The sequence below is a fragment of the Pirellulales bacterium genome, from assembly GCA_035533075.1.
Taxonomy (GTDB): Bacteria; Planctomycetota; Planctomycetia; order Pirellulales; family JAICIG01; genus DASSFG01.
This window is the reverse complement of the sequence record DATLUO010000028.1, coordinates 1-15,984: the sequence shown is the minus strand read 5'-3', so window position 1 is coordinate 15,984 and position 15,984 is coordinate 1. Positions and strand designations below refer to the sequence as shown.

General features: G+C 64.2%; 15 protein-coding genes. 14 read left to right on the top strand and 1 reads right to left on the bottom strand.

Going from position 1 to position 15,984, the window contains the following annotated elements; translation table 11 throughout:
* Nucleotides 1-72: 72 nt before the first annotated feature.
* From VNH11_02770 to VNH11_02705, 14 genes are all read left to right on the top strand, one after another.
* Nucleotides 73-384, top strand: coding sequence for a hypothetical protein (locus tag VNH11_02770; protein HVA45286.1), 312 nt, complete (start codon nt 73-75; stop codon nt 382-384).
* Nucleotides 385-526: 142 nt separating this feature from the next.
* Nucleotides 527-1,375 carry a sugar phosphate isomerase/epimerase family protein gene (locus VNH11_02765; GenBank protein ID HVA45285.1) on the top strand — a complete coding sequence of 283 codons (849 nt, stop codon included), beginning with the start codon at nt 527-529 and terminating at the stop codon, nt 1,373-1,375.
* A 102-nt stretch (nt 1,376-1,477) separates the two neighbouring features.
* Nucleotides 1,478-1,783 (top strand): polyhydroxyalkanoic acid system family protein, encoded by a 306-nt coding sequence (locus tag VNH11_02760; GenBank protein HVA45284.1) that lies wholly within the window; start codon nt 1,478-1,480, stop codon nt 1,781-1,783.
* A 34-nt stretch (nt 1,784-1,817) separates the two neighbouring features.
* Nucleotides 1,818-4,316, top strand: a complete 2,499-nt coding sequence (locus tag VNH11_02755) for a hypothetical protein (protein HVA45283.1) — start codon at nt 1,818-1,820, stop codon at nt 4,314-4,316.
* A complete protein-coding gene (locus VNH11_02750) occupies nt 4,313-4,606 on the top strand; it encodes a DnaJ domain-containing protein (protein HVA45282.1) in 294 nt (97 codons plus the stop codon). Before VNH11_02755 ends, VNH11_02750 begins: the two co-directional genes overlap by 4 nt.
* Nucleotides 4,603-5,394: a nucleotide exchange factor GrpE gene (gene grpE / locus VNH11_02745; protein ID HVA45281.1), complete on the top strand. Its 792-nt coding sequence runs from the start codon at nt 4,603-4,605 to the stop codon at nt 5,392-5,394. Before VNH11_02750 ends, grpE begins: the two co-directional genes overlap by 4 nt.
* Before the next feature lie 171 nt (nt 5,395-5,565).
* Entirely contained in the window at nt 5,566-7,347 is a 1,782-nt protein-coding gene (locus VNH11_02740) for an Hsp70 family protein (GenBank protein HVA45280.1), read from the top strand.
* Nucleotides 7,348-7,502: 155 nt separating this feature from the next.
* Nucleotides 7,503-9,242 (top strand): glutamate-5-semialdehyde dehydrogenase, encoded by a 1,740-nt coding sequence (locus VNH11_02735; protein HVA45279.1) that lies wholly within the window; start codon nt 7,503-7,505, stop codon nt 9,240-9,242.
* A 9-nt stretch (nt 9,243-9,251) separates the two neighbouring features.
* Nucleotides 9,252-10,286 (top strand): flagellar motor switch protein FliM, encoded by a 1,035-nt coding sequence (gene fliM, locus VNH11_02730; GenBank protein HVA45278.1) that lies wholly within the window; start codon nt 9,252-9,254, stop codon nt 10,284-10,286.
* A gap of 286 nt (nt 10,287-10,572) precedes the next feature.
* The gene (locus tag VNH11_02725) at nt 10,573-10,995 is read left to right on the top strand and encodes a hypothetical protein (GenBank protein ID HVA45277.1); all 423 of its coding nucleotides are present in this window, start codon (nt 10,573-10,575) and stop codon (nt 10,993-10,995) included.
* Between the two features lie 101 nt (nt 10,996-11,096).
* Entirely contained in the window at nt 11,097-11,834 is a 738-nt protein-coding gene (locus VNH11_02720) for a hypothetical protein (protein HVA45276.1), read from the top strand.
* Between the two features lie 94 nt (nt 11,835-11,928).
* Nucleotides 11,929-12,537: a molybdenum cofactor guanylyltransferase gene (locus VNH11_02715; GenBank protein ID HVA45275.1), complete on the top strand. Its 609-nt coding sequence runs from the start codon at nt 11,929-11,931 to the stop codon at nt 12,535-12,537.
* 799 nt (nt 12,538-13,336) lie between these two features.
* Nucleotides 13,337-13,978, top strand: a complete 642-nt coding sequence (locus tag VNH11_02710; protein ID HVA45274.1) for a hypothetical protein — start codon at nt 13,337-13,339, stop codon at nt 13,976-13,978.
* A 183-nt stretch (nt 13,979-14,161) separates the two neighbouring features.
* Nucleotides 14,162-14,368 (top strand): hypothetical protein, encoded by a 207-nt coding sequence (locus VNH11_02705; GenBank protein ID HVA45273.1) that lies wholly within the window; start codon nt 14,162-14,164, stop codon nt 14,366-14,368.
* A gap of 221 nt (nt 14,369-14,589) precedes the next feature.
* Here VNH11_02705 and VNH11_02700 read toward each other — a convergent pair.
* Nucleotides 14,590-15,984: tetratricopeptide repeat protein (locus tag VNH11_02700; protein HVA45272.1), on the bottom strand; the 1,395-nt coding region annotated here is incomplete at its 5' end.

The window sequence follows — 15,984 nt, the reverse complement described above, 5'->3', positions numbered from 1 at the left end:
CGAACCAAGTGGGGTGATGCTCACATCAGAACAAGGTTCTAAGCAATGGCACGAAGACCCTCGGCAGAAACCATGAATAAGAGTACAAACATCCGGCGATACATGGCCCACAATCCGGAGGCCGGTCCCAAGCGAATACGTCAAGGTCTGGCTGACGAAGGGATCCATGTTTCCGCCGCGCTGGTGAATCGCATCAAGTACGGCGCCGGCGCCGGCGGAAAGAAAAAGCGTCGCGGCCGCAAGCCGAAGGCCGCAGCCGCCAGTGCCAATGGTGGAGGGACGCTTTCACTGGAAAACCTGTTGGCTGCCAAGAAGTTGGTGGTGCAGTTGGGAAGCGTCGAATCGGCCAAGCAGGCCGTCGATGCGCTGGCCCGGCTGAGCTAGCGTGCGACTGTGTTTCGTCACGATTTCGTTTGAAAGTTCCTGGACACGCCTCCGCACATGGCCGCGGTCTCCGAGGGTTGTGCGAAACGGCCCTCCTCGCTACCCTACGGTTGGAAATGTCATGCGATTGCGAGAAGTCACGATGGAAGTCTGGCCGATCGGCGTTTTTGCCAGCATCGACGCGGGACTGGGAGTCAAGCTGGAAGTCGCCCGCGAGCTGGGCGTGCCTACGATTCAACTCCACGCCCCGGCCCAGCCCAGCCGCACGCCCGAACAGGCCAAGGCGTTTCTCGGCCGGCTGAAAGAGGTCGGCATTATTTTGACCGCCGTCTTTGGCGGTTTCGAGGGCGAAAGCTACGCCGATATTCCGACCGTCGTGAAAACGGTGGGCCTGGTGCCGCGTGAGACCCGTGCCGCCCGAACGCGCGAGATGAAAGAGATCGCCGACTTTGCCGAGTTGCTCGGCTGCCCGGTGGTGGCCTTGCACCTGGGGTTCGTGCCGCACGACGCCGGCGACCCGCTTTATCGCGAAGTGCTGGATGTGACGCGCGATGTTTGCGACCACTGCCGCGGCCACGGCCAGGCGCTGCACCTGGAAACGGGCCAGGAGCCGGCCGACGCCTTGCTGCGGTTCATCGAAGACGTCGGCCGCGACAACCTGTTCGTCAACTTCGATCCCGCGAACATGATTTTGTACGGTTCCGGCGAGCCGATCGCCGCCTTGAAGCGTGTCGGCCGCTACGTGAAGAGCGTACATTGCAAGGACGGCACTTGGGCCAAGCGGCCCGGCAAGGAGTGGGGCATTGAGGTGCCGCTCGGCCAAGGTGACGTTGGCTTTGAGAATTACTTGCGGACGCTGCAAGAAGTCGGCTACACTGGCCCCTTGACGATCGAGCGTGAGATACCGCAAGAACCCGAGCGTCAAAAGGCCGAGATCGGCCACGCGGTCCGGCTGCTGACGGAGTTGAAGGCCAAGTTGGTTAGTGGTTAGTTCAAACGCCTATCGTCGAATCTTGGACCAATTTGCATTTTGAAATTCGCAATTCGCAATTTGCAATTTCCTTCAACGCCAAACCTCAATCCCCCACCTCTCATGCCGAGAATCACCATTACCGTTCCGCACCAACTGGGTCAGCAGGTCGCCGCCGAGCGGTTGCAGAGCTTTCTGGTCAGGCTGAAAGAAAAGCACCAGGACCAGGTGAGCAATCTCGAAGAGGAGTGGAGCGAAAACTCGTTGAAGTTCGGCTTCAAGACGTTCGGCTTTCAGTTTCAAGGGACGGGCAACGTCAGCGACTCGGAAGCCAAAATCGACGTCGACCTCCCTTTTGCCGCGATGATATTCAAGGGAAAGATCGAAAGCGAGATGCGCGAGACGCTCACCCGCGTATTGAAATCGTGACCAAGGAAGCCAAAACAAAGCACGGACGAATGTTATGTCGCGACGAAATCGCCAGCGAGGCGGCAGCCAGGTGGCCGGCGTGGGGCCGCGGGAAGAGATCGAGCGGCTGCTGAACAAAGGGCGCGTCAAAGACGCCTTCAAGCAGGCCAAAGTATGCTTTCGCGATGAGGCCAGCGCCGAAAACCGGCTGTTGCTCGAGCGCATCTACCTGTTGCGCGTCAAAGACCTGCTGCGCGGAGGCATGCCAATCGGGGCGGAAGAAGTCGCCCGACACTTCATCGAATTCGGCGTCAAGGAGCCGGCCATCTTGAGCGAGCTCGTGGCCCTGTTGCCGCAGGTGGGGATGATGGACGAGGCCCGCCGGCTGGCCGCGGCGTTGCCTGAGCTTGCGCCCGAGGCCGCGACCGCCTTGTCCGTTTCGCTGGCCGACCGCGCGGTGCTTCACCCGGAGCAAACGCCGCCCTCGATGGCCGATGTCCGGCAGGGGGCCGAGCGCATTCGCCAGGCGCTGGCGGCACTCGACGAGCAAAATGAAGATCGGGCGGTCGAGCTGCTCAAAGACATCGCGCGCAGCTCGCCCTGGGCCGACTGGCGAGTGTTCGTGCGTGGACTGGCCGCTTTTCGCCGCGGCGATCGCGAGCAGGCCTTTGCCAATTGGAATCACCTCGATGGCGAGCGATCGGCCCACCGCATCGCCGCCTGCTTGCGAGCGACGTGGACCGACTCGCCGGCGCCCGAGAAAGGGAAAGCTCCGTCGGCGACCGATTTGTCGCGGCTGGAGACCGCCGTCTTCGGCGAGCTGGTGTTGTCGCGGCTCGACCGTTTGCGGCGGCTGGTCGACAAGACGAACCCCAAGGGCGATTGGAAACAGGCCCTTGGGCTGCTCCCCGCGCTCAACGGCGCGCTGCGTCGGGTCGACCGGGGCCTGGCCCAGCGGCTGACCGAGATTCTGCTGCCGCTGGCCATCGACGAAGCCACCGACCGGGAATATGAAGAAGCCCGCGCCTTCCTGGACGACTTTACGCGGGTGGCCGAGCCGTGTCCTCTCGATCCGCACTGGAGCCGGATGTGGGCCCTGTGCTGGCAACTGATCGAAGAGCGCGACGAGGCTCTGGCCTGTTGGCAAAAATATGCCCGCGAACTCGACGGCGCAACGGGACTCGAAGCCGGCGTGCGCCAGCGAATTCAGGCCCTGGTCTGGTGGCACGTCGGCATGATGACGGCCGCGGAAACGCGCGCCGGGCCGTTGGTCATGCGGCCATCGCACGACAAGAGGCTCGACGATCGGCGTGACCGCGCCGTCGAGGCACTCGAAGAGAGTTTGCGGCTCGACTCCCAGCGGCGCGAAACGCACGACTCGCTGATCACGCTCTACGAAGAGTGGGAACAACCGGAACTGGCCGCCGAAGCGCGGCGCAAGCTGCTGGCGGTCTTGCCCGACGACCTCGAAGCGCTCAAAGCGTCGATCGACTACGATCTCAGGCACGACCAACCCCAGCAGGCGCTCGACAATGTGCGGCGAGCGCGGAAGCTGAAGCCGCTGGACGCTTTTTTGGTCGAACAGGAGCGCTCGGCCCTGCTCGGCGTGGCGCGGCACGAGGCTCTGGCCGGCCGCTGGGACGAGGGACGATCGGCCTTTGCGCTGGCCGAATCACTGCGTCCGGCCTCCTCGGCAGACTATTCCGTCTTGGCGCGGCGGGCCCTCTTCGAGCTCAAGGCAGGCGAGAAGCCGCTGGCCGAAGCGTTGATCGAGAAAGCCAAGGGCAGCCTGGCTGAACCGGCGCCGGTGTGGCTGGTGCTGGCCATCGAGGCGGCAAGATACAAGCTCCCCGCGGCGAAACGCGGCGATTTCAATCGCGAGCTGCAAGCCGCCCTGCGCAAGAAGAAAAACGGCGAAACCGCCGGCAGGTTGGCCGAACTGGTGGCGGCCTACAGGGGCGTCGAGATCGAGTACCCCGAAAAGGCCGAACACCTGCGCCTGGTGCTCGATTACCTCCGCGGCACTTCGCGGACGAAATACGCCGAGCGCGATCTGATCGAGGTTTGCCGGTTGCTGGAACCCATGCCCGATGAACAGCCCTTGTACGAGCAAATGGTCCGCCGGGGACTGAAAAACTTTCCGAAGTGCCCCGTGTTCCACGTGCTGAGTGCCGAACAAGAACTGGGCCGCGGCCCCTTCGGCTGCAACATCCGCGCGGCGCGGACACGATTGCAAAAGGCCCTGGCCTTGGCCCAGGCCGACCCGGAAGGCAAATACGGCGAGCTGGTCGACGCGGTCAAACGCCATCTGGCGATGCTGAACGCCACCAGCGAGACCACATCGAGAATGGAGGCGGCCTTCGGTGCCAGCGGCTTCCCCGGCGACTTCTCCACGTTCGTCGACATGCTCGGCTCGTTTTTGGGCCAGGAGCGTGACGAAGACGACGAGGACGAATCGGGCGGCTTCTTCGGCGACGACCCCTTTGGCGCGGCGTTTTTCGACGAGCCGCCGCGGCCGCAACGGAGAAAACCCAAACGCAGGAATGCCCGATGACCGCTCCCCATGAAGTGCTGGGCGTGCCGGCCGACGCCGACGAGGCCGCCGTCCGCAGCCGCTATTTGCAATTGGTCCGCGAGAATCCGCCCGAACGGGCGCCTGAACGGTTCGCCGAGATTCGCGCGGCCTACGACGATCTGCGCAATCCCCGGCGCCGGCTGGAGCGGCAACTGTTTTCTTCTCAAACGAGCGACTCGTTCGAGGCGTTGCAGGCCACGCTGCTGGCCCGGCTGCGCTCGGGCCGAGTGCCGATGGACGTCTTGCTTTCGCTGGCCGAGGGACCATGATCGACGGCGTCCTTGACGACGAGCAGCTCTTGCGGCGGTTTGGCCGTTGGCTGCGCGAAGCGCGCATCGAAGCGGAGCGGGCCGACCAGAACGGCGCCGCCACGGCGGCCGACGGCCAACCCGCCGTCGCCGACGTCGGTCTCTTCCGCCTGGTCGAAGAGTTCACCGCGCTGAAGCACGAGGTGAAGCTGCAAACCCGCAGCTCCCGCGGCCTGGAAGAGCAGTCCGCGACGCTCGTCGACTCGTTGCGGCAGGCCATCGAGGCCTTGCGTTCCATCGGGCCCAAGGAAGAGCAGGCGGCGTGGTCGGCCGGCAAGGCCCTGGCCCTGGCCTTGGCGGAGTTGGACGATTCCCTCGACCGCGGCCGCCAGCAAACCGAGAAGGCCGTCTTGCGTCTCACCAGCGAGCCGGGCGAGGCCGTCGGGCTGGCGGCCGAGTTCTTCGCCGCACAGTCGTGGTTTGCCCGGCTGCTGCACCGTGACTATCACCGACGACTGCTGGAATCGTTCGAGCAAGCCGATCGGCCGCCGCAGCGCGCGGCCCTTTTGGAAGCCCTGCTCGACGGCTATCGCTTGATTCAAAAACGCCTGACCCAGATCCTGGCGGACGAAGGCGTGATGCGGATTGACACCGTAGGCTGCACCGTCGATCCGGAACGGATGGTGGTGGTGGAAGTGGCCGACGATCCGGGCATGCCGGGCGGCACGGTCTGCGACGAATTGCGACGCGGCTACACTTGGAAAGGCCGCGTGCTTCGCTATGCTGAAGTGCGCGCCACGCGGCTGTGAACGTTCGGAGTAGTAATGGAGGCGTTAGGCGATGGGCGTTAGGCGCGGCGTGAGAAGCATGCCCCAACGCCTAACGCCAAACGCCTTGAACATGGTGGGCCGGCGCTCGCAAGCTCGCTGGTCCCACCCTACAACCCGTTTTTTCTCAACACACACGGAGGATCTTGAAAAATGGACGTCATCATCGGCATCGACCTGGGTACGACGAATAGCGAGGTGGCGGTCATCCAACAAGGCCGTCCGACCGTGCTGGCCGACGAGGGAGACCCGATTCTGCCCTCGGTGGTCGGCCTCGATGCGGAGGGCCGTCTGCTGGTGGGCAAGGCCGCCCGAAACCAGTACGTCATGGCGCCCGAGCGCACCGTCCGCTCGATCAAGCGCAAGATGGGCCAGGAGGTGACGGTCTCGCTGGGCGAGCAGTCGTTCACGCCGCAAGAGATCTCGGCCATGGTGCTGCGGACGCTGAAACAACGGGCGGAAAAAGTGCTGGGACAGACGGTGACGAAGGCGGTCATCACGGTGCCGGCGTTTTTCACCGAAGTGCAGCGCGACGCCACGCGGCTGGCGGGCGAGTTGGCCGGGCTGGAGGTGATGCGGATCATCAACGAGCCGACGGCCGCCGTCCTGACCTACGATCCGCACCCCGCCGAGATGGAGCGGCTGCTGGTTTACGATTTGGGCGGCGGAACGTTCGACGTCTCGATCGCCCAGGTCGAGCAAGGCGTGGTCGAGATACTTTCCAGCCACGGCGACACGCAGCTCGGCGGCGACGACTTCGACCAGCGGCTGTTGGATTTCGTCTGCGACCGCTTTCGAAGCGAGCACGGCATCGACCTGCGCGAGTCGCCGGTGGCCCGCTCGCGGCTGCTCAACGCCGTTGAAGAAGCCAAGAAGCGGCTCTCCTTCGAGCCGGTGGTGACCGTCGAGGAAGCGTTCATCGCCGAGAAGTCGGGCGTGCCATTGAACCTGCGCGTGGAGGTCACGCGCGAGGAATACGAGGGGCTGATCGAGCCGCTGCTGGCCAAAACGCTGAAGTGTGTCGACGACGCGCTCACCGACGCCCGGCTGCAAGCCGAGCAGATTCGCAAAGTGCTGCTGGTGGGCGGTGCCACGCGCACGCCGCTGGTGCATCAGATGCTGCAGACCCGCTTGGGCCGTCCGGTCCACGCCGAAATCGAGCCCGACCTGGCGGTGGCGATGGGCGCGGCGGTGCAGGCCGGGCTGATCGCCGGCATCGATGTCGGCCCGGTGCTGGTCGACATCACTCCACGGACCTTGGGCATCGAGGCGCTCGGCCAAATCGAAGGCTTCATGTCGCCTTACTGTTTTTCGCCCATCATCGAGCGCAACACGCCGTTGCCCGCCGTCCGCACCGAGATTTACTCGACCAACTATGATTATCAGACGGAAGCCCGCATCCGCGTCTTTCAGGGCGAAGACGGCGATACACGCTTCAATGAGCGGGTGGGCGAGATGATGGTTCAGGGACTGGCCAAGGTTCCTTCGCCGAACGAGATCCTGGTGCGGATGGAGCTCGACCTGAACGGCATCCTGCGAGTGACGGCGACGGAGCGCGCCACGGGCCTGGCGAAGCAGGTGGTGATCGACAATATGACGGAGCGTTTTCGGCAGCGAGAGAGCGTCGATGCCTTGGAACGGCTGGATGCGTTGTTTGGAACGTCCGCCCGGCCAGAAGCGGGCGAATCGTACCTCGACGTGACCGCCGCACCGGTCGAAATAGAAGACCCCGCGCTGCGGGAAGCGATCGAACAAGCCGAGACGTTGATTGCCAAGTCGGGCCGGGCCGAGCAGGGCGCCAACGAAGAAGACGCCGACGAACTGAAGGCGCTCGTCATGGACCTGCGGGCGGCGGTTTCGCGGCGGTCGCTGGACGACATCACCCGGATTTGCGCGGAAGTGGAAGATTTGGTGTTCTATCTGCAAGGCAACTAAAAACGACGGGTAGGGTGGGACCAGCGAGCTTGCGAGCGCCGGCCCACCACGATTTTGGATTTTGGATTTTCGATTTTGGATTGGTCGGAATCCAAAATCCAAAATCCAAAATCGTGTTGGGCTCGCTGGTCCCACCCTACGACAGGTTAGTAGAGATGGGTGAGTTATTGAGCGCGGTTCTCGAAGATGTCTTCCGTTGTCCGACGTGCCGCGCCGCGCAGGAACTGGGTGAAGTCTGCCGGCGTTGCAAGTGCGACTTGCGACTCGTCCAGGAGGCGGTGCAGACTTACGGCGTCCATCGCGCGCGTTGCCTGTCGGCGCTTCGCGCCGGCGACCTCCCGGCCGCGCTGGCGCATGCCCGTGTTTGCCAGCGTCTCGACCCCCGCAGCGAATCAGTCAAATTGCTCGCCGTGTGTGCTCTGCTCTCCGGCGACTGGGAAACCGCCCTGAGCGCCGCCCGGCAAGCCGGCGACGACGGTTTTTTGGAAAGCGAGACGGCCCCTACCGGAATTGACGCCCACCCCGGATTGAACGATACTTTGAAGGTGGAACCGCCGGCGGAATCGCCGACCGGAGTGGAACAAGATAACCGCATACCTGCCAAGGACTTAGACGTTGTGGCTGTCGCTGAATTAGAAACCAGCCTGCATGAGTACTGTGTCGACGTGGCGATGCGGGCCCACAATGCGGCGGCCGATTTGGCCCGTGCGGGCGCCGGTCCAAAGAACGATTTTCTCAGGCGCGGAGCGGCGCTGTTGCGGTCGCGCGCGGCGGAACTGATGGAGGCCAACGAGCTCGATCTGGCGGCCGCCCCCGACTTTGGCCTCACTGCGGCGCAGATCAATCGCTTGTGGCTCACCCCGAAGGTGATCGAGTCGATGGCCGCGGGCTTGGAAGAAGTCGCCGCGCTGCCGGAGCCGATCGGCGAGGTGATCGATTCGTCGGTCCGGCCCAACGGGCTCGAAGTGCTGAAGGTGCGCGTGCCCCTGGGGGTCGTGTTTTTCATCTATGAATCGCGTCCCAACGTGACGGCCGACGCCGCGGCGATCTGCGTCAAGAGCGGCAACGCGGTCATCCTTCGCGGCGGAAAAGAAGCGGCCCATTCCAATCGGGCCATCGCGGAGTTGCTGGTCGAGGCCGCCGTCGCCGCGGGACTGCCCGCCGACGCCGTACAGCTCGTGACGACGGCCGACCGCGAAGCCGTCGGGCACTTTTTGGCATTGGACAAATACATTACGGTGGCCATCCCGCGCGGCGGCGAAGGGCTGATTCGCCGCGTGGCCGCCGAAGCCAAGATGCCGGTCATCAAGCATTTCACCGGCAACTGCCACGTCTATGTCGATGCATCCGCCGATCTCGACATGGCCGAGCGGATCACCGTCAATGCCAAGTGTCAGCGGATGGGTGTCTGCAACGCGGCGGAGTCGCTCGTGGTGCATTCCGAGGTGGCGCACGCGTTCTTGCCGCGCATCGGCCAAGCGCTGGCGGAGCGGGGAATCGAGTTGCGGGCCGATGAGCGAGCGCGGGAGCTGCTGCCCGGCGCCCTTGCCGCCGGCGACGAGGACTTTGCGGCCGAATACCTGGGCCCGACCATGTCGGTCAAGATCGTCGATTCACTCGACGAAGCCGTGCGGCACATCGACCGCTTCGGATCGCAGCACACCGAGGCGATCGTCACCTCCGACCTGGCCGCGGCCCGCGAGTTCGTGGCCCGCGTCGACAGTTCGGCCGTGATCGTGAATGCCAGCACGCGGTTCAACGACGGCGGGCAGTTCGGCCTCGGCGCGGAGATCGGCATCAGCACCGACAAGCTGCACGCGCGCGGCCCCTGCGGCGTCAAGGAATTGACGAGCTACAAGTATGTCGTCTACGGGAACGGGCAAGTGAGAGAATAGGATGCAGCCATGCCGGGAGACGTTTTAAGTCAGGCGGAAGTCGAGAGTCTGCTGAGCGCCGTGGATGGCGGAGCCGCGGCGTCGACGGCATCCGCGCCGGCGCGGGCGTCCGCCGCGGCCCCGCCGCCCATGCCGACGTCGCTGCGCGGCCGCGACAAGGTGACGCCCTATGATTTCAAGCGTCCCGAACGCGTCGGCAAAGACCAGATGCGCGCCCTGCAGACGCTGCACGAAGGGTTCGGCCGCAACTTCGGCGCGGCACTCTCGGCCCTGCTGCGCTCGATCGTCGAAGTGAAGCTGACCAGCGTCGATCAGCTTACCTACAGCGAATTCGTTTTCAGTCTTGAGAATCCGACCTGCTTCAACTTGCTCAAGGCCGACCCGCTGGAAGGGAACCTGATTCTCGACATCAATCCGTCGATCCTGTATCCGATCATCGACCGATTGTTGGGCGGCGGACGCGAGAGCGGCCCGCTGGCACGGCGGCCGCTGACGGAGATCGAGTTGCGGCTGGTCCGGCGGATTACCGACCTGTTTTTGGAAGAGCTGCGCCGCGCCTGGGAAAACGTGCTGAATCTTGATCTGGCGGTGGTCCGCGTCGAAAGCAACCCGCAGTTGGTGCAGATCGTGCCGCCCAACGAAGTCGTCGTGCTGATCAGCTTCGAGCTGACGGTGGGCGACGTGCGGGGCATGATGAACCTCTGCATCCCCTTCAACTCTCTGGAACGGATCAGCAACAAGCTTTCATCGAATAGTTGGGTGGCTTACGGTCGCCGGGAGGCCACGCCCGAAAGCATCCAGCAAATCAGCCGCAACCTGCAAGGATCGCTGATCGAGCTGAGCGTGCAGCTTGCGCACACGCGGCTCTCGACCACGGACCTGATTGGTCTCCGCGTGGGCGACATTATCACGACCGAAAAAGACGTTCGCGCGCCGCTGCTGGTGGAAGTGGAAGGCGTGGCCAAATTCCACGCGCGGCCGGGCGCCTACAAGGCGCGCAAGGCGATCTGCATCGAAGCCGCGGCACAAGCGGTTCCTCGTTGATCATACTCGACGCCGTAACGTAAGCGTCCCCGCTTGCGCTTCCGGCCCGCAAGCGAGGGCGCTTACGCTACGCCGTCAAGCGCACTCTCTGTGCAGTCGGCCGCCCTTTGTTGCCCGCAAACGCGGCAGTTCCCTGCTTGCGTAGCGTTCCGCTTCTTCCCCCGCTTCGTCCTAACACGTTGCTCAACCTTGGGTTGCACTGTTTGCTGCGGGCGCCGGCATCCAAATTGCTCAATCGCCGAAATATCGTGGGACGTTCATGTCCGGCTCACACGGGCGGGTTAGGATGCTCGGCCAACACGGAGCGATGGGGCCGGAACAAGGAGAGAGGATGATGTGCGAAGAGGTGCAAGTCGGGCCGCACGCGGTCTCGCTGCTGTGGTGGCGACGCATGCAAACTGGATTCTTGTCGATGTGGCTGTTCGTCGGCCTGGTCTCGGCCTACGACGCCTGGCTGGCCGTGAAGTACTGGGACAGCCTGGACCAGATGGAACGCAACCCGGCGTGTCAGTATTTCATCGACCTTGCCCCCGACGATAGCTCGATTTTTCTAAGGGTGAAGACGAGCGGGACGCTGGCGGTGCTGAGCGTGCTGGCCAGCCTGTATCGCAACCGGCCGCGGCTGGCAATGCCCGTGACGGCCGCGGTCAGCGTGTTTCAGTTCGGTCTGCTCCTTTACCTGACGGAGAATTTGACCGGCTGGCGATAGCGTCGCGGCCGTACCACCTGATTGAGCAAAAACGCCATCGGCGGTAGGCTGGGAGGAAGGGCACGCGCAGGTAAGTCGTTTTATCCCCGCCTGGTTTCACCATGGATGGTCAAAGCAAATTGCGAGAGCGCCGCCGCCGCTGGATCCGCCTTTCCTGCTGGCTGCTGGTGGCGCTGGTGGTCGTGGCGGGTGGTCCGCTGGGGCTTCTCATTCGCTCCGCCCGAGGGAAGCACCGGGCGGTGCTCGCGTTGCGCGAGCGCGGTGCCGCGGTCCGCTATCGCGACGAAGCGTTGCCGCAACCCGATCATCAGCTCGAGCGTCACGAGTTTCTGCAAGGTCTGCTGGTTGAAGTCGCACTGGTCGACTTCGGCGACCGCGATGTGGGAGACGACGATTTGGCCTGGCTGGAGGAGTTTCCCGACCTAGAAACGCTGGTGCTGCGCAACACGCGCGTGACCGACCGCGGATTGTCATGTCTTACGCGGCTGCGGCGGCTGAAATACCTCGACCTGCACGGCACTCAAATCGGCGATGCCACACTTGCGCTGGTCGCTGAAGAGACGGATCTGCAGGACCTCGATCTCGGCGAAACGCGCGTCACGGATGCGGGCATCGGGTCGTTGTCGCGACTGGCGCAGCTTCGGTCGCTCGATCTGAGCGGCACAAAGTTGACGGCGGCGGCGCTGAAACCCTTGGGCCGCTTGTCGCAGCTCAGGTGGTTGGGCTTGGCGGAGGTGCTCGTCGATCGGGCCACACTCGATGCCTGGAGCCGGGCGCATTCGCAGATCGTCGTCAGCAGCGGCGACGACGCGGCAACCGCGTCTTTGCCGGCGCGGTGAGGATGACTTTTAAGGAAGGGAACGCTGTTCCGCTTGCGGAGCAAGCGGGCTACGTAGCCCGCTTGCTCCGCAAGCGGAACAGCAGCTACTTGCCATGACAACCATCGGCGCGATAGTTCTCTGTGGCGGTCAAAGTCGCCGCATGGGCCGGCCAAAAGCCTGGCTCGAATTTGGACCGGAGAAGATGCTCCAGCGGGTCGTGCGGCTGGTCGGGACGGTCGCCGAGCGGGTGACCGTGGTCGCGGCCCCACATCAGCCGCTGCCGACAATACCCGCGAGCGTGTCGATTGTTTGCGATCGCGTCGAGGGTCGCGGACCGCTGGCGGGACTTGCCGCCGGTTTCTCGGCTCTCTCCGGACACGTGGACCTGGCCTACGCCACGGCGACCGATGTGCCGTACTTGCAGCCGCGCTGGATCACGCGCCTGGCCGAGCTGATCGGCGAGCACGATCTGGCGATTCCCTTTGTGGACGGCTTCCACCATCCGCTGGCCGCGCTGTACCGCGTGAGCGCCGTCTGTGCGGAGGTCGATCGCCTGTTGGCTTTAGGCCGGGGGCCCGCATCTTTGGTAGACGCGGTGAAGACGCGCATCGTGACGGCCGAAGAGCTGCGCGGCGTCGACCCGACGCTGGCCACGCTGCGCAACCTGAACACTCCGGAAGACTATCAACGGGCGCTTTGCCATTTCGATTTTGGCCGCTAGCAGCGCCGCCGGGGGGGCTTTCTTTCCTGATTGAACTGGCACCGGACAAGCAGGATTCGTGAGAATTCTGGCCGACGGCACGCGGTCCCGTCAACGCGACACGCGTGTCGCGTCGGTGCCTGCCGCCGCATGGCACGCTCGCGCCGGCAAAAGCGTCGCGCGCGACGCTTTTCCTGGCCCACAAGAGGAGGGCTGGGGCCGTGGCGCCGCCTACGGCTTGGCTGGATCCGCCTTCTCGCGTCCGCTGGACGCGACACGCGTGTCGCATCGGCGCCTCCCGGCGCAAGGTACCAGGCGCCGGCAAAAGCGTCGCGCGCGACGCTTTTGCCCCACTCCCGCGGGAAGAGGGCCGGGGTGAGTGCCGTGGCGCCGCTTATGGCTCGGTTCGATCCGCCTTCTCTCGTGCGGTCGAGGCGACACGCGTGTCGCCTCCGCGCCTGCCGCCCGAACGCACGGGGCATCGCGTCCCACCGCGCGCGGCGGCGAGTTTTATGGTCGTCCGCCGCGCGCGGCGGAGCGCAACGAAATCCCCCCGTTTGTTTCGGCAGCGATTCCGACCGAAACAGTTTCTACACAAGGACTTGCGCCGCGTGGCCCGGCCGCTTTCAACGCGATTTGACGGAAATCGTGCTCTTTGCCGCTGGGCAGCGAGGTATCGGCGTAGTTCGTGTGATATTGGTACTCTTCGACGGTTGCCGTCGGCGTGCTCGTAACGCAGGCCCTGGGACTGATATCTCGCGGCAATCGAGTGGCCGAGTACGCCGACGCGCGAACCGAGACGGTTGCCGTTACAGATCCGATGATCTTAGATCTTATGGGGCGAGATACACTGGAAGAGGCATTGGTCTTGGGCGACGAGGTCTGGCACCTGGCCGAGTATTCCGACGCGGCCACGTTGCTGGCCGACCGGCTCGACGCGGCCGCCAGCGCCGACGACTATTTCGGCGTCTTGCAGGCGGTTGCGCCTTTGTACCGCGCCGCACGGCATCTGCACGCGGCCTTGCAACGAGCGCGCGAGTTGATGCCCGACGACCGCGAAATCGTCTCGTTGCGCGACCAGGCGGGCGAAATCGAACGGGCGGCCGAGCTGATCTACGGCGACGCGAAGAACGGCCTCGACTTCACCGTGGCCCTCCGCAGCGAAGAGCAGGCGCAACGGGGCTACGAAATGGCCGTCGCGGCCCATCGGCTCAACTTGCTGGCGGCGATTTTCTTTCCCATCGCCACGCTGAGCGCGATCTTCGGCATGAACCTGGAGCACGGGCTGGGCATTCGCGACAACCCGGCCGCCTTTTGGACCGTGCTCGCCGTCGGCTTTATCGGCGGCGTGTTGCTCACCGGCGTCATCACCAGCAAGCCCGCGCGGCCGGAGGCGCCGGGTGTCCAGAAAACAGCCGGCAAGCCAAAGCGGCGCGCCGAGTCCCGGCGCGCCGCCACGTGAGCATGCATTGTCGCCTTTCGCGAAGCGAAAGACGACATTGAGTCCACGGTAGCGAATCGTCCCGAAAAACTCATTGAGTTCTAGGCGCGTGCTCATGCGCCGCTCATTTGGCCAAGCTAGATTGGCAAGCCCGCGGGAGGAACGGTCCGCGGGCAGCTTCCTTCGGTAATCAAGGTGAGTCGCATGGAAGAACCGTCAGACAAACGAACCTCGCCCCCACCGACGCCGGCGGAGATCGCCGCTTGCTGCGCCAAGATTCGGGCCAAGTGGAACCACCGCACTTTCCGGCTCCGTGCCGGCTTGCCGCCCGCCGGACTCTCCGTCGAAGTCTGCGAAACGAGCGTCGGGTCGCCCACGCGGCGGCGTCCTTCGACGGTGGAGGTCGATTAGATGCGAGGGTTAAATGCCCCTAATTCCGCGGGATTAAATGGAACCCATTGAAACTCATGTGGGTTGAGTAAAAACGGTAAGGTGGGCCGGCGCTCGCAAGCTCGCTTGCCGCACCTTACGCACGATCCATAACCCTGCTCATATCAATGATATCCAGCTAACCGACATGATGTTCCGCGCACGGCGGCCGCGCCTGTCGAGAATAGGGTCCGAGGCAAATCTTATGATTTCGGTCCGTCGGCGGCCCGCTGCTCGGCCAGCCGTTCGCGCACGCGCTCGAGACGTTCGCGAAGGCGCGGGGCGTTGGGGGCGAGTTGCGCCGCGCGCTCGTAATAGCCGATTGCCGCGTCGAGGTGCCCTTGCGTTTCTTCGACCATGCCGAGTCTCTCGAGCAATTCAGGATGCTTGGGCCGCGCCCGAAGCGCGGCGAGCAGGTACGGAGCGGCTTCCGCAAATCGGCGTTGGCGCACCAGCGCGACGCCGAGTTTGGCGTTCGGCCCGAACGCGGTTGGGGCGAACTGAAGCGCTTGGCGGAACTGGGACTCGGCCTCGGCTGCTCTGCCTTCGCCCGCCAGCGCCATCCCATATTGTTCGCACGCCACCTCGTTCGGTCCGGTGGCCTTCAGATCATTTTTCCACAGCGTCACGGTGTCATGCCAAACGGCGATCTGGCGCGTGGTCAGTGCCGCGCAGCTCAAAAGACAGATCGCCAGCGTCAGGCCGAGCGCCGCGGGCCGCCAACCGCGCTCGCCGGCCAGATCGTCGAGCGCCCAGCAGAACGCGATCAACAACCCGACCATCGGCAGATACATGTAGCGATCGGCCGTGGCCTGGCAGCCGATCTGCACCAGCCCGATCACCGGCAACAGCGCGATCAAAAACCAAAGCCAGCCGACAGGCAGGTAAGGCCGACCGCCGCCTCGCCGCAGTACCAGCAGCGTGATCAGCGCCAGCGCCGCCAGAGCAGACAACGGTTTCCACCACGGCAAATCCGCGCCAGGATGCGGATAAAGAACTGCCAGGTCGACAGGCCAAAACATCTGGCCGAGGTAGGTCAGGTAGTTGACGGGAACCAGCAATATGCGACTGGCCACGGGCAACGAGCGGCCATAGACCATGGCGCCTCCATGTGCTTGGGCAAACACCCCCAGGGCCGTCATCGCCGCGCTCAGCAAAAAGAACGGGAGCTTTTCGATCACCAGCGAAATGGCGTTTCTGATCCGCTCTTCGCGGTCCGCTGCCGCACCCGGCCAGCGCGCGAGCGGCCAGAAATCGAGTAGCAGCAAAACCAGCGGCAGGGTGACGCCCATCGCCTTGGCCATCAAACTCAAAGCGAACAGGACGACCGACAACGCATATTTCCAAACGGCAGGTCGGCGAACGTAAGCCAGCCAGGCGAGGAGGCAGAGGAACAGGAAGAACGTGCTGAGTACGTCTTTGCGCCCCGCCACCCAGGCCACCGATTCGACGTGCAAGGGGTGCAGCGCGAAAAACGCCGCCACCCAGGCGCTACGCAGCGCGGCGCCGGTCATCAACCGCACGGCCCAAAACAGCAACACCGTATTGGCCACGTGCAGAACGACATTCGTGCGGTGAAACCCGCGCGGACCGAGGCC